Source organism: Pseudomonas sp. W5-36, from assembly GCF_046540455.1.
GTDB lineage: Bacteria > Pseudomonadota > Gammaproteobacteria > Pseudomonadales > Pseudomonadaceae > Aquipseudomonas > Aquipseudomonas graminis_B.
The window spans coordinates 442,153-459,244 of the sequence record NZ_JAXCIQ010000002.1; the positions used below are offsets into that span (position 1 = coordinate 442,153).

Here is a 17,092-nt window from a genome sequence, read left to right on the forward strand (position 1 = left end):
CTCTCCAGACTGCGCCGGCAGATGGGCTCTCTCTGAAAGGAAAATCGCCATGCGCCTAGCCGTTCTACCCCTGTTGCTCGCGTCCCTATCTGCGCCATTGCTGGCCCAGGCGGCGGCGACGCTAAGCGTCTGCACGGAAGCCAGCCCCGAAGGCTTTGACGTGGTGCAGTACAACTCGCTGACCACCACCAATGCTTCGGCCGACGTGCTGATGAATCGCTTGGTGGATTACGACGCCAAGGACGCCAAGCTGGTTCCGAGCCTGGCGCAGAGCTGGAGCGTGTCGCCTGACGGGCTGACCTATGACTTCAAACTGCGCGCCGGCGTGAAATTCCATCACACCGACTACTTCACCCCGACGCGCGAGCTTAACGCTGACGACGTGGTGTTCAGCTTCAAGCGCATGCTCGATCCGGCCAATCCATGGAATAAGGTCGCCGCGCAGGGCTTCCCCCACGCGCAGTCGATGCAATGGCCATCGCTCATCAAGAAAGTCGAGGCGACCGATGCCACCACAGTGCGCATCACCCTGGACCACCCGGATGCGACCTTTCTGGCGACGCTCAGCATGGGTTTCGCTTCTATCTATTCTGCCGAGTACACCGCGCAGCTATTGAAGGCCGGCACCCCGGAGAAGCTGAACAGTCAGCCGATCGGCACAGGGCCCTTTGTCTTCAAGCGATTCCAGAAAGACTCGGTAGTACGTTACGAGGCCAATCCGGATTATTTCGCCGGCAAGCCAGCCGTTGATGCGCTGATCTACGCGATTACGCCGGACGCAAACGTTCGTCTACAACGTATTCGCCGCAATGAGTGCCAGGTTGCCCTGTCGCCGAAGCCGATGGATGTTGCTGAAGCTGGCAAGGATTCGAACCTGAAGGTCGAAAAGACAGACGCCTTCATGACCGCTTTCCTGGCGATCAACAGCCAGCATCCGCCGCTGGACAAACCGGAAGTGCGTCAGGCGATCAACTTGGCATTCGACAAAGACACGTACCTGAAAGCGGTATTCGAGGGCTCGGCGCACCCGGCCAACGGTCCGTACCCGCCTAATACCTGGGGCTACGCCAGCGACCTGCCGGGCTACAAGCACGACGTGGCGAAAGCCAGGGATCTGCTGGCAAAGGCCGGTCTGAAAGACGGCTTCAAGACGACGATCTGGACTCGGCCGTCGGGTAGCTTGCTCAACCCCAACCCGAACGCAGGTGCGCAGTTGCTGCAGAACGACTTGGCCGCGGTAGGGATCAAGGCGGAAATCAAAGTTATCGAATGGGGCGAGCTGATTCGCCGCGCCAAGACCGGCGAGCACGACCTGCTCTTCATGGGCTGGTCGGGGGATAACGGCGATCCGGATAACTTCCTGACGCCGCAGTTCTCCTGCGCCGCGGTGAAATCCGGCACCAACTTCGCCCGCTACTGCGATGAAGGGCTGGACAAGCTGATCAGCCGGGGCAAGGCGGTGACCGATCAGGCGCAGCGCAGCAAGTTGTATCACCAGGCTCAAGAGCAGATCCATAAGCAGGCATTGTGGCTGCCGCTTGCGCATCCAACGGCCTATGCGCTGCTGCGCAAGAACGTCGAGGGTTACAGCGTGAGCCCGTTTGGTCGTCAGGATTTTTCCAAGGTGACCGTGAAGTAATTCGCGAGAAACTATTGAAGGGTGTATTGAAGGGGACTGATTTATTTACAGCGCTTCACCGTAAATTAATCTGTCCCCACTTTAAGCGTAAATTAATCTGTCCCCGCTTTAAGCGTCAACGACATGCCGCCTTAGCCTTTGATCTTGATACGCAGACTCCTCACCCCGCTGAACTCGACTTCGGCGTGGGCACACTCCGCTCTCGGGGACAGATTCATTTACGGTGAAGCTTTGTAAATAAATCAGTCCCCTTTCAACAATGCGGTATGGCCCGCCCCCTTCCCGGCTAAAGCCGGTCCCACGAACAGCTTGTCGGCCAGCTTTACAGCCGCTACATCAACCCATACTCAACCATCGACAACGGATCGCCGTCGCCGATGATCAAATGATCCAGCACCACCACGTCCACCAGCGCCAGCGCCTGTTTCAAGTGCCGCGTCAGATCGATATCGGCTTCGCTGGCGTCTTTTACGCCGGAGGGGTGATTGTGACAAAGGATCAATCCCGCCGAGTTGTGGGCCAATGCCCGCTTGACCACCTGCCGCGCGTGAACATGCGCCGTGTTGATCGAGCCGTGAAACAACACTTCGAAGGTCTGAACCCGGTTCTTGCTGTCCAGAAACAGGCAACCAAAGACTTCATGGGGCTCGTGCCTTAACAGCGCCTTGAGGTAGCGACGCACCTGCGTCGGGTTTTCCAGCACAGAATCGCGCTTCAAATCCTCGCCCATGTTGCGCCGGGCCATTTCCATGACCGCCTGCAATTGCGCGAACTTGGCGGGTCCCAGACCCAGCTCGCTGCTGAACGCCGTCAGGTTGGCTTCGAGCAATGCACGCAGGCTGCCGAACTGATTCAAAAGGTGCCGGGCCAGGTCCACGGCACTTCTGCCCGAGACGCCCGTGCGCAAGAAAATCGCCAGCAATTCAGCGTCCGACAGACTCGACGCCCCCCGTTCCAGCAGCTTCTCCCGCGGACGCTCTGCCGCCGGCCAATCGCGAATACTCATAGCAGCTCCCTGTCTGTGGCGCCGCTGTTCCCGTGCGGTCGCTGTGCTATCTTAGCCGCTCTTTTTTGCGCGACAGTCAGGCCTGGGGAGGCTAATGATTGCCGCGTGTTAACCGACCTTAAGGCAGGCCTATGCAGCGGCTGTATCGAAAACGCATCGTTCTCGGCGTCGGCGGTGGCATCGCGGCCTACAAGAGCGCCGAACTGGTCCGCCGTTTGCGCGACCACGGTGCGGAAGTCCGTGTCGTCATGACCAAAGGCGGCGCCGAGTTTATTACCCCGCTGACCATGCAGGCCTTGTCCGGCCATCCGGTTCACTTTGATTTGCTCGACCCCGCAGCCGAAGCCGCCATGGGCCATATCGAGCTGGCCAAGTGGGCCGACATGATCCTCATCGCACCGGGCACCGCCGACCTCATGGCCCGCCTGGCCCAAGGCATTGCCAACGATCTGCTGACCACCGTGGTGCTGGCGACCGATGCCATCGTTGCCGTCGCACCCGCGATGAATCAGGCGATGTGGCGCGACCCCTCCGTGCAGGCCAATCTGCAACTGCTCGAACAGCGCGGTCTGCGCATGTTCGGTCCGGCCAGCGGCAGCCAGGCCTGTGGAGACGTCGGCTACGGGCGCATGCTCGAACCCAATGACCTGGCGCAATCGGCCGCCGATTGCTTTCAGCGCCTGACGCTGACCGGCAAGCACGTGTTGATCACCGCCGGCCCGACTCAGGAAAACATCGATCCGGTTCGCTACATCACCAACCACAGCTCCGGAAAAATGGGCTTCGCCCTGGCCGAAGCCGCCGCCGAAGCGGGCGCGCGGGTCACCCTGATCACTGGCCCGGTGAACCTGCAAACACCTGACCGGGTGTCGCGTGTCGACGTCGTCAGCGCCCGCGACATGCTCGCCGCCTGCGAAGACGCCATGCCTTGCGATCTCTTCATCGCCTCCGCAGCCGTCGCGGACTACCGGCCGGAAGTCGTCGCCACACAAAAATTGAAGAAAGATCCCACGACCGGTGATGGTCTTCTGCTGCAGATGGTCCGCAACCCGGACATTCTCGCCACCCTCGCCCAGCGACCGGATCGCCCGTTCAGCGTCGGCTTCGCGGCCGAAACCGAACACCTGCTCCATTACGCCGCACGCAAGCTCAAGGACAAGAACCTTGATCTGATCGTCGCCAATGACGTCGCCAATCCCAGCATTGGCTTCAACAGCGAAGAAAACGCCTGCAGCGTGATCGACCGAGCGTTGCAAGCGACGCTCTTCGCCCAGACCAGCAAAGCCAAGATCGCGCGGCAGCTGGTGACTTTTATCGCCGATCGCATGAACCAGGTTTAATCACGAATGCACGCTCTACAAGCCAAGATCCTCGACCCTCGCATTGGCAGCGAATTTCCGCTTCCCGCTTACGCCACTTCAGGCTCGGCCGGCCTGGACCTGCGCGCCATGCTGAAAGAAGACACGCTGCTCGAACCCGGCCAAACCCTCCTGATTCCTACCGGGCTGTCGATATACATCGCAGACCCTGGCCTGGCTGCACTGATCCTGCCGCGCTCGGGCCTGGGGCATAAACACGGCATCGTGCTGGGCAACCTGGTGGGCCTGATCGACTCCGATTATCAAGGCGAGCTGATGGTTTCCTGCTGGAACCGCGGCCAGACCGCTTTTAATATCTCCATCGGCGAGCGTCTGGCTCAGCTTGTACTGGTGCCGGTGGTGCAGGCGCAGTTTGAAATCGTCGAAGAGTTCGATGAAAGTCAGCGCGGCGCTGGCGGCTTCGGTCACTCCGGCAGCCACTGATCCCGCAAAAAACACCCACTTTGGCTAACGCATCGCTTGTGGCCTGACGTGCTTTAAGCGGTGCGAACACAACAAGAACGCGTCAGGACGACCCAGCACGGAGAGTTAGTTTGAAAGGCATCAAACGCACAGCCAAAGTGACCCCCGCTCCGGAAACAACCGACGCGCTCAGTAAAGACGCCAATCTGAGTTTGGCGAGTCCCGGCCTCATTCCTGCACTCATCGGCCTGATCGCGGCAATGGTGCTGGTGTGGCTTGCCATTCAAAGCCAGCCGCAGCAACAGGAGCAGCTGGTTCAGGCCTGGGGCAGCGCGCAAGCCGGGGCCGTCAACAAGGCACTGCGTCAGATCAACGCTGACACCCAGGCCGCTGCAATGGACCCCGCGCTGAACCAGGCCTTGTCGAGCAGCAATCCGTCGCTCATCGAAAGCGCGCAAAACCAACTGCGGTACCGCGACGGCGTGGTGGGTGCACGGCTCAACCCCTTGGGGTTCAACAGCGTAGACACCCAAAGCGCTCTGCCGATCAGCTTCGCCACGCTGGACATGCTGGCCAAGGCCGGCAAGGGTGAAATGCCGGCGCCCGAAGCGCGCAAGGTTGGCGACACATGGCTGATCTACAGCGCCGCCGCCCTGCGCACGTCACCAGACGCGCCGATCACCGGCACATTGCTGCTGGCGTTCAATCCGCAGCGCCTGATCGCCGCACTCCCCGAGACCCCCACCGATGTGGGTCAGGTGGTACTCGTTCAACAGTTCGGTACAGCCACTGCGCAGACTTTTCTCACCCGTGGCGAAGACGATGGCAGCCGTGCGCAGGAATTCTCCACCGGCTACCCCAACTGGAAACTGACCTTTGCCGCCGGCTCCGCGCTGCAAGGCTCCACGCCATGGCTGATGCTGCTGCTCGCCTTGCTGGTTGCCGCCGGTGCAATGCTGCTAGCGCTCTATCTGAACGAGAGTGCGCTCAAGCGCCGGGTCGCGGCTGACGCGCGGCAGCTTGAGCAACTGCTGCAAGAGCTCTCCGGGGGCAAGGCCGTCAAGGCCTTCAGCATGAGCCTGCCCGCGTTGAACGGGCTCGCCCAGAGCCTCGCGCGATTCTCGCTGCGCAATAGTCCGACGGGCGCTGCGTCGGATCAAGCATCGAAATCCGGCGCACCGCTGCAGGGTCCTGCACCGGGCCTGCCAGTGGCGTCGGAGGAAGACCAGTTGACCGACCCGCTGTTCCAGGACACCGATATTCTTGACCTCGACTTGATCGATGACCCCCAGGATCTCACGCAGCCGGAGCCCTCCCGCGCCATGAGCAGCAGCGTCTCCAGCGCCCCGCCATTTCCCGAGACGATATTTCGCGCCTATGACATCCGCGGCATTGTTGGCGATACGCTGAACGCCGAAACCGCCTACTGGATCGGCCGAGCCGTCGGCGCAGAAAGCCTGGCGCAGGGCGAGCCGCATGTTTCGGTGGGCCGCGACGGGCGACTTTCAGGCCCTGAGCTGGTCGCGAACCTGATCAAGGGCCTGCACGACAGCGGCTGCCACGTCAGCGACCTCGGTCTAGTGCCCACGCCGGCGCTGTACTACGCCACTCACGTGCTGGCGGGCAAAACAGGCGTCATGCTGACGGGCAGTCATAACCCGAAGGATTACAACGGCTTCAAGATCGTCATTGCCGGCGACACCCTGGCAGACGAGCAGATTCAGGCATTGCACGAACGCATCAAGGCCAATGACCTGCCGTCCGCCAAAGGCAGCATCATCAAGGTCAATATCCTCGACCGTTATGCCAGCCAGATCATTGGCGATGTCGTGCTCGCGCGGCGCATGAAAGTGGTGGTGGACTGCGGCAACGGCGTCGGCGGCGTCATCGCCCCGCAATTGATCGAAGCGCTGAATTGCGAAGTCATCCCGCTGTACTGCGAGGTCGACGGCAACTTCCCCAATCATCACCCTGATCCTGGCAAGCCGGAGAACCTTCAGGACCTGATCGCAAAGGTTCGGGAAACCGGTGCCGATCTGGGCCTGGCGTTCGACGGTGATGCCGATCGTGTCGGTGTCGTGACCAACACCGGCACCATCATCTATCCTGACCGTCTGCTGATGCTGTTTGCCCGCGATGTGGTCAAGCGCAACCCCGGGGCCGACGTGATTTTCGACGTCAAATGCACACGCCGCCTGATACCGTTGATCCACGAATACGGAGGCCGCCCGGTCATGTGGAAGACTGGGCATTCGTTGATCAAGAAGAAGATGAAAGAAAACGGCGCGCTGCTGGCAGGCGAGATGAGCGGACACATCTTCTTCAAGGAACGTTGGTTCGGTTTCGACGACGGCATCTACAGCGCGGCGCGTCTGCTGGAGATCCTCAGTCAGGAAAAACTAAGCGCCGAGGAGCTTTTCCAGACCTTTCCAAACGATCTTTCAACGCCCGAGATCAACATCAAGGTCACCGAGACCCGCAAGTTCAGCATCATGGAAGCGCTGGAGCGCGACGCCCAGTGGGGCAATGCCAACCTCACCAGCATCGATGGTGTGCGGGTTGATTATCCGAAAGGCTGGGGCCTGGTTCGCGCGTCCAACACCACCCCGGTGCTGGTATTGCGCTTCGAGGCCGAAACCGAGCTCGAGCTGCAACGGATCAAGGACGTCTTCCACACCCAGTTGAAACACGTAGCACCGGATCTAGAACTTCCTTTTTGACCCTATTTTGAGTGGAGCCCAAATGACCCTCGAACGTGATGCCGCAGCCAATGCCGCCAAGGTCCTCTCCGAAGCGTTGCCCTACATCCGACGCTTTGTCGGCAAGACGCTTGTTATCAAATACGGCGGCAACGCCATGGAGAGTGACGAGCTGAAAACCGGCTTCGCCCGCGACATCGTGCTGATGAAGGCGGTGGGCATCAACCCGGTCGTGGTTCACGGCGGCGGCCCTCAGATCGGCGACCTGCTCAAGCGTCTGTCGATCGAAAGCCACTTCGTCGACGGCATGCGCGTGACCGATGCAGAAACCATGGACGTGGTGGAAATGGTGCTCGGCGGCCAGGTCAACAAGGACATCGTCAACCTGATCAACCGCCACGGCGGCAGCGCGATCGGCCTGACCGGTAAAGACGCGCAGCTGATTCGCGCGAAAAAAATGAACGTCACGCGCCAGACCCCGGACATGCTCAAGCCGGAAATCATCGACATCGGCCATGTGGGTGAAGTCGTCGGCATCAACACCGACCTGCTGAACATGCTGGTGAAAGGCGATTTCATTCCGGTGATTGCGCCGATTGGCGTGGGCGCGGATGGCGAGTCGTACAACATCAACGCCGATCTGGTGGCAGGCAAGGTCGCTGAAGCCTTGAAGGCTGAAAAGCTGATGCTGCTGACCAACATTGCCGGCTTGATGGACAAGGAAGGCAAAGTGCTGACCGGCCTGACCACCGAGCAGGTGAATAGCTTGATTGCCGACGGCACCATCTACGGCGGGATGCTGCCGAAGATCCGCTGCGCACTGGAGGCGGTTCAGGGCGGGGTCAACACTTCGCACATCATCGACGGCCGTGTGCCGAATGCCGTGCTGCTGGAGATCTTCACCGATACCGGCGTCGGCACGCTGATCAGCAATCGCAAGCGTCACTGATTGCGGCTGCAAAAAGCCCCACGCGGCTCACTGCCAGGTGGGGCTTTTTTACAGCCGCGTTTTAGCGGCGTCCAAGAGCGGTGATCACCGACCGAGCAACTTCTGCAGCCGCGCTCGATCTTGCGCAAACTCGGCCTCGGCCTGGGTTCGCGCCGTCTGGTAGCGCAGGATGTCGACTTTCAGGTTCTGCTGCTGATCACGCAGATCATCCATCTGATCCAGCAGCGTCTTCGGCACCGGGTGCCCTGCCCGCTCTTGATCAGCTGCCTGTGTCTGCAGCGTGCCTTGCTGGGTAACGAGATTCTGAATATTGCCTTGCGCCACAACGATCAGGCCATCGAGTTCGGCGAGTCGACGACTCTTCGCCCGGTCGACGTCCTCAACGCTGCTGTACAGCCGCAGCAGATGCGCATCGGCATCGTATTGCAGCTTGGCGGCCTGGGCATCACGCAACTCATCGGCGGACGGTGCAGGCGGTACGGTCTGCACCACGCGGCCGCGCTGATTGAGCACTTCATAACCCTTGCCGACGTACTCCGGCGGCACGCCTTGACGATCGAGCACGGTTACGCCGCGACTGTCGACGTAGCGATACAGCACGATGCCCGGCGCGTCGTCCGCATGAACGCTCGCGATGCAACCCAAACCCAGCGACAGACAAAAACCCAACGTGCCCAGCTTGAGCATAACCGCATCCTTTTGGAGGCTCAGATTCCGTATTGAGCCCGGTACGCTTCGACGGCAGGCAAATGCTGCTTGAGCTGCGGATCGTCGGCCAGAAACTCCAGCACTTGATTCAACGACACGATGCTCACCACCGGAATGCCGAAATCACGCTCGACTTCCTGAATGGCAGACAGTTCGCCGTTGCCGCGCTCCTGGCGGTTCAACGCGATCAGCACGCCTGCAGCGTTCGCGCTCTGGGCCTTAATGATCTGCATGACTTCGCGAATGGCGGTGCCTGCAGTGATCACATCGTCGATGATCAGCACATTGCCGGTCAACGGCGCACCTACCAGGCTGCCGCCTTCGCCATGGGCCTTGGCCTCTTTGCGGTTGAAGCACCAAGGGAGATCGAGGCTGTGATGCTCGGCAAGGGCCACGGCCGTCGCCGCTGCAAGGGGAATACCCTTGTAGGCCGGGCCGAACAGAACATCGAAGGAGATACCGCTTTCAACGACAGCGGCGGCGTAGAACTTGCCCAGCTGAGCAAGAGCGGAACCGCTGTTGAAAAGACCGGCATTGAAGAAGTAAGGACTGGTGCGTCCAGACTTCAAGGTGAACTCACCGAAGCGCAAAACTCCGCGATCGATGGCAAAACGAATGAAATCGCGTTGATACGCCTGCATGAAAAAAGCCCCGAATACCACGGATTTAGCTAATTAGGTAGAGCTCGGGTATCATACACGCACGTGATTTTTGGGGCCATTTATGCGGATCATCAGTGTGAACGTTAATGGTATTCAGGCTGCAGTCGAGCGTGGTTTGCTCAGTTGGCTGCAAGCCCAGAATGCCGACGTCATCTGCCTTCAGGACACCCGCGCCTCCGCCTTTGAACTGGACGACCCAGCCTTCCAACTGGACGGCTACTTCCTATATGCCTGCGAAGCCGAAGTGCCAGCCCAGGGTGGCGTGGCGCTTTACTCGCGGCTGCAACCGAAGGCGGTCATCAACGGTCTTGGTTTCGAGACGGCTGACCGTTACGGGCGTTACCTGCAGGCAGATTTCGACAAAGTCAGTATCGCGACCTTGCTGCTCCCTTCCGGGATGAACGGCGATGAAGACTTGAATCAGAAATTCAAGCTCATGGACGATTTCGGCAAGTACCTCGACAAGCAGCGGCGCAAACGTCGCGAGTACATTTACTGTGGCTCGCTGTACGTGGCGCAACAGAAGCTGGACATCAAAAACTGGCGCGACAGCCAGCAATCTCCAGGCTTCCTGGCACCAGAGCGTGCGTGGATGGACGAGATCGTTGGCAACATGGGTTATGTCGATGCCCTGCGCGAAGTCAGCCGCGAAGGCGATCAGTACAGCTGGTGGCCCGATAACGAACAGGCCGAGATGCTCAATCTGGGCTGGCGCTTCGATTATCAGTTGCTGACCCCGGGCCTGCGCCGTTTCGTACGCAGTGCACGCCTTCCACGCCAGCCGCGCTTCTCGCAACATGCGCCACTGATCGTGGACTACGACTGGACGCTCACTATCTGACGTTCAGTTGCTCAAAAAAAAGCCGACGTTAAGTCGGCTTTTGTTTGTCCGCAGATCAGGCAAGCGCCCGATCCTTGATCCCGCTTACTTGATTAACCGCCAGGTGAACGGATAGCGGTAGGCGACGCCGTCATTGACCTTCACGCCCGCGATGATCGTCAGCACCAGCGCGCCGACGCCCACCAGCATCAACAGCGGAAAGCCGATGATCACCACCATCAGCAAAAAACAGATCATCGCGGCAATGGCGACGGTGATCTGAAAATTGAGGGCTTCCTTGCCTTGAGCATCGATGTACGGATCAACTTCTTTCTTGAGCTGCCAGACGATCAGCGGCCCCAGCAGATTGCCGAACGGAAAGATCAGGCCGAAAAACGCCGCGAAGTGGCACAGCATTGCCCACTGACGGACTTCTTTACTCGGCGTTGGCAACGGCGACTGACTCTCGATCATCATGCTTTCCCTGTTTTGATGTAGTGCTCTGACGCAATGGAAACCGATCAGTCGGCCAGTGCCGCCTGCTGCAGTTCGAAGATTTCGTTCATGCCTTTTTGAGCCAGTGCCAGCATCGCGTTCAGGTCTTCAGGCTGAAACGGCGCGCCCTCGGCTGTGCCTTGCACTTCGATGAAACCGCCCGCGCTGGTCATGACCACGTTGAGGTCAGTCTCGGCCGCGGAGTCTTCAAGGTAATCCAGGTCCAGCACCGGCTCGCCCTGATACATGCCCACTGACACTGCCGCGATCATCTGTTTCAGCGGATCGCCGCCCTTGAGGCCGCCACGCTTTTTGATGGACTTCAGCGCGTCGATCAGCGCGACCATGGAGCCGGTGATCGACGCAGTGCGCGTCCCGCCGTCCGCCTGGATGACATCGCAGTCGACGTACAAGGTGATTTCACCCAGCTTGGACATGTCCAGTGCCGCGCGCAGCGAGCGACCGATCAGGCGCTGGATCTCGAGGGTACGGCCACCTTGCTTGCCACGACTGGCTTCGCGCTGGTTACGCTCGCCGGTGGCGCGAGGCAGCATGCCGTATTCAGCTGTCAACCAGCCCTGGCCCTGCCCCTTGAGAAAGCGCGGAACGCCGTTTTCAACGCTGACGGTGCAGATCACCTTGGTATCACCGAACTCGACCAGCACAGAACCCTCGGCGTGCTTGGTGTAGTTGCGGGTGATGCGGATCGGGCGAAGCTGATCGGCAGCGCGACCACTTGGACGTTTCATCTGGGATACCTGTACTGGGAGACGGAAAACGGTCTGCATTATAGAGGTGCAGGCACGGCTTGGGACATCTAATGACGTATTGCTCACGACGGGCGCTGCAGGTTTGCGCTGCCAGGCAGCACGATTACAACGCCGCGCATCGCTTGCGACAATGCCACATTTGGGCGCACACCCTGCACTGAGCTACAATCCTGCGCCTTTATAGCCAGTCGTTTCCCGACGATACTCTGCCGGGGATTCATCCCGGACCGGCTGTCCGCAAACGCCTGAATTTATAGAGGTACTTCCCATGGTGCACAGCATGACGGCTTTTGCCCGCGCTGAACGAGCCGGCCCACAAGGCACGCTGAGCTGGGAAATGCGCTCGGTCAATCACCGTTACCTCGAACCTCACCTGCGCCTGCCGGAATCATTTCGTGACCTCGAAGGCGCCGTGCGCGAGGCGCTGCGCCAGGGCCTTTCCCGAGGCAAGGTCGAATGCACCCTGCGCTTCACCGAAGAGAACGCAGGCAAACCGCTGCAGGTTGACCGCGAACGCGCCGGGCAACTGGTCGCGGCAGCGGAGATCGTCGCCAGCCTGATCAGTCAGCCCGCCGCGCTGAATCCGCTCGAAGTGCTGGCCTGGCCCGGTGTTCTGGTGGCCGATGCTGCCGACCCTCAAGCGCTGAACAACGACGCCCTGGCCCTGTTTAACGAGGCGCTCGATGAGCTCAAGGCTGGTCGCGCCCGCGAAGGCGCCGATCTGGCCAGGCTTCTCGACGAACGGCTCACCGCGATCAAGACTGAAGTCGCGACCTTGCGTACGCTCGTGCCGCAAATGCTCGCCGCCCAGCGCCAAAAGGTGCTCGATCGCTTTGCCGACATGAAGGCCGAGCTCGATCCGCAGCGCCTGGAACAGGAAATGGTCCTGCTGGCGCAAAAAAGTGACGTCGCCGAAGAACTCGACCGCCTGAGCACGCACGTCACTGAAGTGCGCCGCGTACTCAAGGCCGGCGGGCAAGCCGGGCGCCGGCTGGATTTCCTGATGCAGGAGCTCAACCGCGAAGCCAACACACTGGGCTCCAAAGCCTTTGACCCTCGAAGCACGCAAGCCGCCGTCAACCTCAAAGTGTTGATCGAGCAGATGCGCGAACAAGTGCAGAACATTGAGTAAGGCCACCTCCGACATGACCCACAGCACCGGCACCCTGTACATCATTTCCGCCCCATCGGGCGCGGGCAAGACCAGTCTGGTCAACGCCCTGATCAACGCTCAGCCGCAGATCCGCGTGTCGGTGTCCCACACCACCCGGGCCATGCGTCCGGGCGAAGTGGACGGCGTGAACTACCACTTCGTCGATCGCGCCGAATTCGTGCGCATGATTGAGCACGGCGATTTTCTCGAACAGGCTGAAGTCTTCGGCAATATGTACGGGACCTCGCAGAGCCGTTTGCAGCAGACGCTGGACGAAGGTCATGACCTGATTCTGGAGATCGACTGGCAAGGCGCCGAGCAGGTTCGCAAACTGATGCCCCGCGCGCGCTCGATCTTCATTCTGCCGCCAACGCAGCAAGCGCTGCGCCAGCGCCTGACCAATCGGGGTCAGGACAGCGACGAGATTATCGAAGGCCGCATGCGCGAAGCCGTCAGCGAGATGAGTCACTACGCCGAATACGATTACATTGTGATCAACGACGATTTCGCCACGGCGCTCGAAGACCTGAAAGCGATCTTCCGCGCCAACTTGCTGAGCCAGGAGCACCAACAGCAGCGCCACACCGAGCTGTTGGCTCAACTGCTAGCCTGACCGGTTCTTAGGCAGCAAAACCGATCCATTCAAAATCAGCGCTTCCCTAAACGCTGGTGATTTTTTAGACTGTCGAGTCCGCTCGCCCATTCGGGCACCGCGCATATCGCATTTGCTACGAGGAATACCCATGGCCCGCGTGACCGTTGAAGACTGCCTGGAACATGTAGATAACCGTTTTGAGCTGGTCATGCTCGCCACCAAGCGCTCGCGTCAACTGGCGACCGGTGGCAAAGAGCCAAAGCTGGCATGGGAAAACGACAAGCCTACCGTAGTGGCCCTGCGTGAAATCGCTGCAGGCCTGATGGATTACGCTGTTATCGCAGAAGCCGAAATCGTTGAAGATGAACCACTGTTCGCTGCATTCGAGGACGAGTCCAGCGAGGCCGTCTAAGCCTATGCCTGGTCGACGTAGCAAGGCGCAGGGTCACAGCCTTCGGCAAGGAGATTTATCTTGCCGAGCATAGACGCCCTCGCCGATCGCCTCTCGACCTACCTCGGCGCAGACCAGGTCAATCTGGTCCGCCGGGCGTACTTCTACGCCGAACAAGCCCACGACGGCCAACGCCGTCGCAGCGGCGAAGCCTACGTCACGCATCCGCTGGCGGTGGCCAACATTCTTGCCGACATGCACATGGACCATCAGAGCCTGATGGCCGCCATGCTGCATGACGTGATCGAAGACACCGGCATCGCCAAAGAAGCGCTTTGTGCACAGTTTGGCGAAACGGTGGCCGAACTGGTCGACGGGGTCAGCAAACTGACCCAGATGAACTTCGAGACCAAAGCCGAAGCTCAGGCCGAGAACTTCCAGAAAATGGCGATGGCCATGGCGCGGGACATTCGCGTCATTCTGGTCAAGCTTGCCGACCGCCTGCATAACATGCGCACGCTGGAAGTCCTCTCCGGAGAGAAGCGCCGTCGCATCGCCAAAGAAACCCTCGAAATCTACGCCCCTATCGCCAATCGCCTTGGCATGCACAGCGTGCGTATCGAATTCGAGGACCTGGGCTTCAAGGCGATGTACCCGATGCGCTCCTCGCGCATCGGCCAGGCGGTCAAGCGCGCGCGCGGCAACCGCAAGGAACTGGTCAACAAGATCGAAGAGTCGTTGAGCCACTGCCTTGCCGTTGACGGTATTGAAGGCGAAGTCAGCGGCCGTCAGAAGCACCTGTATGGCATCTATAAGAAGATGCGCGGCAAGCGTCGCGCCTTCAACGAGATCATGGACGTCTACGCGTTCAGGATCATCGTCGACAAGGTCGACACCTGCTATCGCGTGCTCGGCGCTGTGCACAATTTGTACAAACCGCTGCCGGGCCGCTTCAAGGATTACATCGCGATTCCGAAAGCCAACGGCTATCAATCGCTGCACACCACCCTGTTCGGTATGCATGGCGTGCCCATCGAGATCCAGATTCGTACCCGCGAAATGGAAGAGATGGCCAACAACGGTATTGCCGCGCACTGGCTGTACAAGTCGTCTGGCGATGAACAGCCGAAGAGCACCCATGCGCGGGCCCGTCAGTGGGTCAAGGGCGTGCTGGAAATGCAGCAGCGTGCGGGCAATTCGCTGGAATTCATCGAGAGCGTAAAGATCGACCTGTTCCCGGACGAGGTCTACGTGTTCACGCCGAAGGGCCGGATCATGGAGCTGCCGAAAGGCTCCACGGCGGTCGATTTTGCTTATGCTGTGCATACTGACGTCGGCAACAGCTGCATTGCCTGTCGGATCAATCGTCGGCTGGCCCCGCTTTCCGAACCGCTGCAAAGCGGCTCGACCGTCGAGATCGTCAGTGCTCCCGGGGCGCGTCCGAATCCGGCCTGGCTCAACTTCGTCGTGACCGGCAAGGCCCGTACGCACATCCGCCATGCGCTCAAACTGCAGCGCCGGTCGGAATCGATCAATCTCGGCGAGCGTCTGCTGAACAAAGTGCTCAACGGCTTCGACAGCACGCTGGAAAAGATTCCGGCCGAGCGCGTGCGCCTGATTCTTGCCGAGTATCGGGTCGAGGTCATCGAAGACCTGCTTGAGGACATTGGCCTGGGCAACCGCATGGCTTATGTGGTCGCTCGCCGATTGCTGGCCAGTGAGGGCGACCAACTGCCGAACGCAGAAGGTCCTCTGGCTATACGTGGCACCGAAGGCCTCGTCCTCAGCTACGCCAAGTGCTGCACGCCGATTCCAGGCGACCCGATTGTCGGGCATTTGTCTGCGGGCAAAGGCATGGTCGTGCACTTGGACAACTGCCGGAACATCACGGAAGTCCGCCACAACCCCGAGAAGTGCATTCAGCTGTCCTGGGCCAAAGACGTCACCGGCGAATTCAATGTCGAGCTGCGCGTCGAACTGGAACACCAGCGCGGCCTGATCGCCCTGCTCGCCAGCAGCGTCAATGCTGCGGACGGCAATATCGAAAAAATCAGTATGGATGAACGCGATGGTCGCATCAGCGTGGTCCAACTGGTGGTCAGCGTTCACGACCGAGTGCACCTGGCCCGCGTGATCAAGAAACTGCGCGCCCTGGCCGGCGTGATCCGCATCACCCGCATGCGCGCGTAGTCAAACCGCAAACAGGAGTTTTTCATGAGCAAGACCGTCATCTCCAGCGACAAAGCCCCTGCCGCCATCGGCACCTATTCCCAGGCAATCAAGGCGGGCAACACCGTCTACATGTCGGGACAGATTCCGCTGGACCCCAAGACCATGGAGCTGGTCGAAGGCTTTGAAGCTCAGACCGTTCAGGTCTTCGAAAACCTGAAGGCTGTGGCCGAAGCTGCAGGCGGTTCGTTCAAGGACATCGTCAAACTGAATATCTTCCTCACCGACCTGAGCCACTTCGCCAAGGTCAACGAGATCATGGGCAAGTATTTTGAGCAGCCGTACCCGGCGCGCGCCGCCATTGGCGTTGCGGCGCTGCCGCGTGGCGCGCAGGTCGAAATGGACGCCATTCTGGTCATCGAGTAAATCCCGGTGCGGAGCGCAAGCCCGCTCCGCCTCCTCAGAAAAGGAAGGACTCCACCCATGCGTGTTGCGTTTGCCCTCCCGCTGCTGGTCGCACTGCTCAGCGGCTGCGCCAGCCACTCCGACAAAAGCCCGGACGGTACCTGGATCAATCAGGCCGCCATCGACGCCGCAGCCCAAGGCGGCAACCTTCGGCAGGCCCTGCTGGCTCACGGCCCGAATCTGGAATGGAACATCAACACCAAGGCCGGACAGGCCACTGCTTCCAACGGCTTCGAGCTGAGTGAAGGCAAGATCGCCAGCAATGCCGACGGCAAGTTGCGTGTCGACTTTTACGGCAATGCGTCCGATGAGTTGACCATCAAGGGTGATGACCTGGTGCAGCGCGCCAGCGACACGGGCCCCGAGCAACATTTCCGCACGCCCAAGGAAGCACCGCCGGCCGGCGCCCAACCCGGCACCAGTTTCGAGCGTGCTCTTTACACCGCCTACCTCGGCGGCAAGTGGACCATCGTCAATGGCGAAGGCCAGGGCAGCACGGTTGAGTTCCTGCCAGACGGCAGCGTCAGCGGCCTGCCGGGCAATGATCGCTATGCGCTGTGCCTCGCCGGCGACTGCGCAGCCATGAGCGGTGAGTACGACAGCATGTGGCTGGAGAAGAACGAGCGCGGCAATCCGTGGATCTTCGTGCGCAACGGCAAACAGCTGGAGTTGTTCCAGGCGGTAAATAACGCCCAGGCAACTGAAATGCCGGATCTTCGCCCGGGTGAGCAGCGCTGGGTGCTCGAGAAGAACTGACTATCGCGTACGCATGGTAGGACCGGCTTCAGCC

General features: G+C 60.2%; 17 protein-coding genes. 12 read left to right on the top strand and 5 right to left on the bottom strand.

The window, feature by feature from the left end:
- Window positions 1-49: 49 nt before the first annotated feature.
- A complete protein-coding gene (locus tag SLW74_RS04985; RefSeq protein ID WP_410928294.1) occupies window positions 50-1,639 on the top strand; it encodes an ABC transporter substrate-binding protein in 1,590 nt (529 codons plus the stop codon).
- Window positions 1,640-1,970: 331 nt separating this feature from the next.
- On the opposite strand, the gene radC is transcribed toward SLW74_RS04985, so the two are convergent.
- Window positions 1,971-2,645: a RadC family protein gene (radC, locus tag SLW74_RS04990; protein ID WP_065988236.1), complete on the bottom strand. Its 675-nt coding sequence runs from the start codon at window positions 2,643-2,645 to the stop codon at window positions 1,971-1,973.
- A gap of 131 nt (window positions 2,646-2,776) precedes the next feature.
- On the opposite strand from radC, the gene coaBC reads away from it, so the two are divergent.
- The 4 genes from coaBC to argB all read left to right on the top strand — a co-directional run bounded on the left by coaBC (window position 2,777) and on the right by argB (window position 8,074).
- A complete protein-coding gene (gene coaBC / locus SLW74_RS04995) occupies window positions 2,777-3,985 on the top strand; it encodes a bifunctional phosphopantothenoylcysteine decarboxylase/phosphopantothenate--cysteine ligase CoaBC (protein ID WP_410928295.1) in 1,209 nt (402 codons plus the stop codon).
- A 6-nt stretch (window positions 3,986-3,991) separates the two neighbouring features.
- Window positions 3,992-4,447, top strand: coding sequence for a dUTP diphosphatase (gene dut, locus SLW74_RS05000; protein WP_192130657.1), 456 nt, complete (start codon window positions 3,992-3,994; stop codon window positions 4,445-4,447).
- 110 nt (window positions 4,448-4,557) lie between these two features.
- The gene (locus SLW74_RS05005; protein ID WP_410928296.1) at window positions 4,558-7,146 is read left to right on the top strand and encodes a phosphomannomutase/phosphoglucomutase; all 2,589 of its coding nucleotides are present in this window, start codon (window positions 4,558-4,560) and stop codon (window positions 7,144-7,146) included.
- A 22-nt stretch (window positions 7,147-7,168) separates the two neighbouring features.
- A complete protein-coding gene (argB, locus tag SLW74_RS05010; protein WP_065988232.1) occupies window positions 7,169-8,074 on the top strand; it encodes an acetylglutamate kinase in 906 nt (301 codons plus the stop codon).
- A gap of 84 nt (window positions 8,075-8,158) precedes the next feature.
- Here the strand turns inward: argB and SLW74_RS05015 are convergent, their stop codons facing one another.
- Window positions 8,159-8,761, bottom strand: a complete 603-nt coding sequence (locus SLW74_RS05015; protein WP_410928297.1) for a DUF4124 domain-containing protein — start codon at window positions 8,759-8,761, stop codon at window positions 8,159-8,161.
- A 20-nt stretch (window positions 8,762-8,781) separates the two neighbouring features.
- Window positions 8,782-9,423 carry an orotate phosphoribosyltransferase gene (gene pyrE / locus SLW74_RS05020; protein WP_065988230.1) on the bottom strand — a complete coding sequence of 214 codons (642 nt, stop codon included), beginning with the start codon at window positions 9,421-9,423 and terminating at the stop codon, window positions 8,782-8,784.
- Window positions 9,424-9,505: 82 nt separating this feature from the next.
- Here pyrE and SLW74_RS05025 point away from each other — a divergent pair, with 82 nt between their 5' ends.
- On the top strand, window positions 9,506-10,285 hold the full coding sequence (locus SLW74_RS05025; RefSeq protein ID WP_065988229.1) for an exodeoxyribonuclease III: 780 nt from the start codon (window positions 9,506-9,508) through the stop codon (window positions 10,283-10,285).
- Between the two features lie 84 nt (window positions 10,286-10,369).
- Here the strand turns inward: SLW74_RS05025 and SLW74_RS05030 are convergent, their stop codons facing one another.
- Together SLW74_RS05030 and rph are read right to left on the bottom strand one after the other, a co-directional pair.
- Entirely contained in the window at window positions 10,370-10,738 is a 369-nt protein-coding gene (locus tag SLW74_RS05030) for a DUF4870 domain-containing protein (RefSeq protein WP_065988228.1), read from the bottom strand.
- 47 nt (window positions 10,739-10,785) lie between these two features.
- Window positions 10,786-11,508, bottom strand: coding sequence for a ribonuclease PH (gene rph / locus SLW74_RS05035; RefSeq protein WP_369305018.1), 723 nt, complete (start codon window positions 11,506-11,508; stop codon window positions 10,786-10,788).
- Window positions 11,509-11,797: 289 nt separating this feature from the next.
- Between rph and SLW74_RS05040 the strand changes: the two genes are divergently transcribed.
- From SLW74_RS05040 to SLW74_RS05065, 6 genes are all read left to right on the top strand, one after another.
- A complete protein-coding gene (locus SLW74_RS05040; RefSeq protein WP_410928298.1) occupies window positions 11,798-12,661 on the top strand; it encodes a YicC family protein in 864 nt (287 codons plus the stop codon).
- Window positions 12,662-12,674: 13 nt separating this feature from the next.
- Window positions 12,675-13,295, top strand: coding sequence for a guanylate kinase (gene gmk, locus SLW74_RS05045; RefSeq protein WP_065988225.1), 621 nt, complete (start codon window positions 12,675-12,677; stop codon window positions 13,293-13,295).
- A gap of 130 nt (window positions 13,296-13,425) precedes the next feature.
- The gene (gene rpoZ / locus SLW74_RS05050) at window positions 13,426-13,689 is read left to right on the top strand and encodes a DNA-directed RNA polymerase subunit omega (RefSeq protein ID WP_025257879.1); all 264 of its coding nucleotides are present in this window, start codon (window positions 13,426-13,428) and stop codon (window positions 13,687-13,689) included.
- Window positions 13,690-13,749: 60 nt separating this feature from the next.
- Window positions 13,750-15,858 (top strand): bifunctional GTP diphosphokinase/guanosine-3',5'-bis pyrophosphate 3'-pyrophosphohydrolase, encoded by a 2,109-nt coding sequence (spoT, locus tag SLW74_RS05055; RefSeq protein ID WP_065988224.1) that lies wholly within the window; start codon window positions 13,750-13,752, stop codon window positions 15,856-15,858.
- Window positions 15,859-15,882: 24 nt separating this feature from the next.
- Window positions 15,883-16,263 carry a RidA family protein gene (locus SLW74_RS05060; protein WP_065988223.1) on the top strand — a complete coding sequence of 127 codons (381 nt, stop codon included), beginning with the start codon at window positions 15,883-15,885 and terminating at the stop codon, window positions 16,261-16,263.
- 57 nt (window positions 16,264-16,320) lie between these two features.
- Window positions 16,321-17,058, top strand: a complete 738-nt coding sequence (locus tag SLW74_RS05065) for a hypothetical protein (RefSeq protein WP_192130654.1) — start codon at window positions 16,321-16,323, stop codon at window positions 17,056-17,058.
- The last annotated feature ends 34 nt before the right edge of the window (window positions 17,059-17,092 follow it).

Excerpts from the sequence above, each read along its gene's own strand:
- SLW74_RS04985 (WP_410928294.1), top strand. The coding sequence starts at position 50 with ATGCGCCTAGCCGTTCTACCCCTGTTGCTCGCGTCCCTATCTGCGCCA.
- SLW74_RS05060 (WP_065988223.1), top strand. The coding sequence starts at position 15,883 with ATGAGCAAGACCGTCATCTCCAGCGACAAAGCCCCTGCCGCCATCGGC.
- gmk (WP_065988225.1), top strand. The coding sequence starts at position 12,675 with ATGACCCACAGCACCGGCACCCTGTACATCATTTCCGCCCCATCGGGC.
- SLW74_RS05015 (WP_410928297.1), bottom strand. The coding sequence starts at position 8,761 with ATGCTCAAGCTGGGCACGTTGGGTTTTTGTCTGTCGCTGGGTTTGGGT.
- argB (WP_065988232.1), top strand. The coding sequence starts at position 7,169 with ATGACCCTCGAACGTGATGCCGCAGCCAATGCCGCCAAGGTCCTCTCC.
- radC (WP_065988236.1), bottom strand. The coding sequence starts at position 2,645 with ATGAGTATTCGCGATTGGCCGGCGGCAGAGCGTCCGCGGGAGAAGCTG.
- SLW74_RS05030 (WP_065988228.1), bottom strand. The coding sequence starts at position 10,738 with ATGATCGAGAGTCAGTCGCCGTTGCCAACGCCGAGTAAAGAAGTCCGT.
- pyrE (WP_065988230.1), bottom strand. The coding sequence starts at position 9,423 with ATGCAGGCGTATCAACGCGATTTCATTCGTTTTGCCATCGATCGCGGA.
- SLW74_RS05065 (WP_192130654.1), top strand. The coding sequence starts at position 16,321 with ATGCGTGTTGCGTTTGCCCTCCCGCTGCTGGTCGCACTGCTCAGCGGC.
- rpoZ (WP_025257879.1), top strand. The coding sequence starts at position 13,426 with ATGGCCCGCGTGACCGTTGAAGACTGCCTGGAACATGTAGATAACCGT.
- rph (WP_369305018.1), bottom strand. The coding sequence starts at position 11,508 with ATGAAACGTCCAAGTGGTCGCGCTGCCGATCAGCTTCGCCCGATCCGC.
- SLW74_RS05025 (WP_065988229.1), top strand. The coding sequence starts at position 9,506 with ATGCGGATCATCAGTGTGAACGTTAATGGTATTCAGGCTGCAGTCGAG.
- SLW74_RS05040 (WP_410928298.1), top strand. The coding sequence starts at position 11,798 with ATGGTGCACAGCATGACGGCTTTTGCCCGCGCTGAACGAGCCGGCCCA.
- dut (WP_192130657.1), top strand. The coding sequence starts at position 3,992 with ATGCACGCTCTACAAGCCAAGATCCTCGACCCTCGCATTGGCAGCGAA.
- coaBC (WP_410928295.1), top strand. The coding sequence starts at position 2,777 with ATGCAGCGGCTGTATCGAAAACGCATCGTTCTCGGCGTCGGCGGTGGC.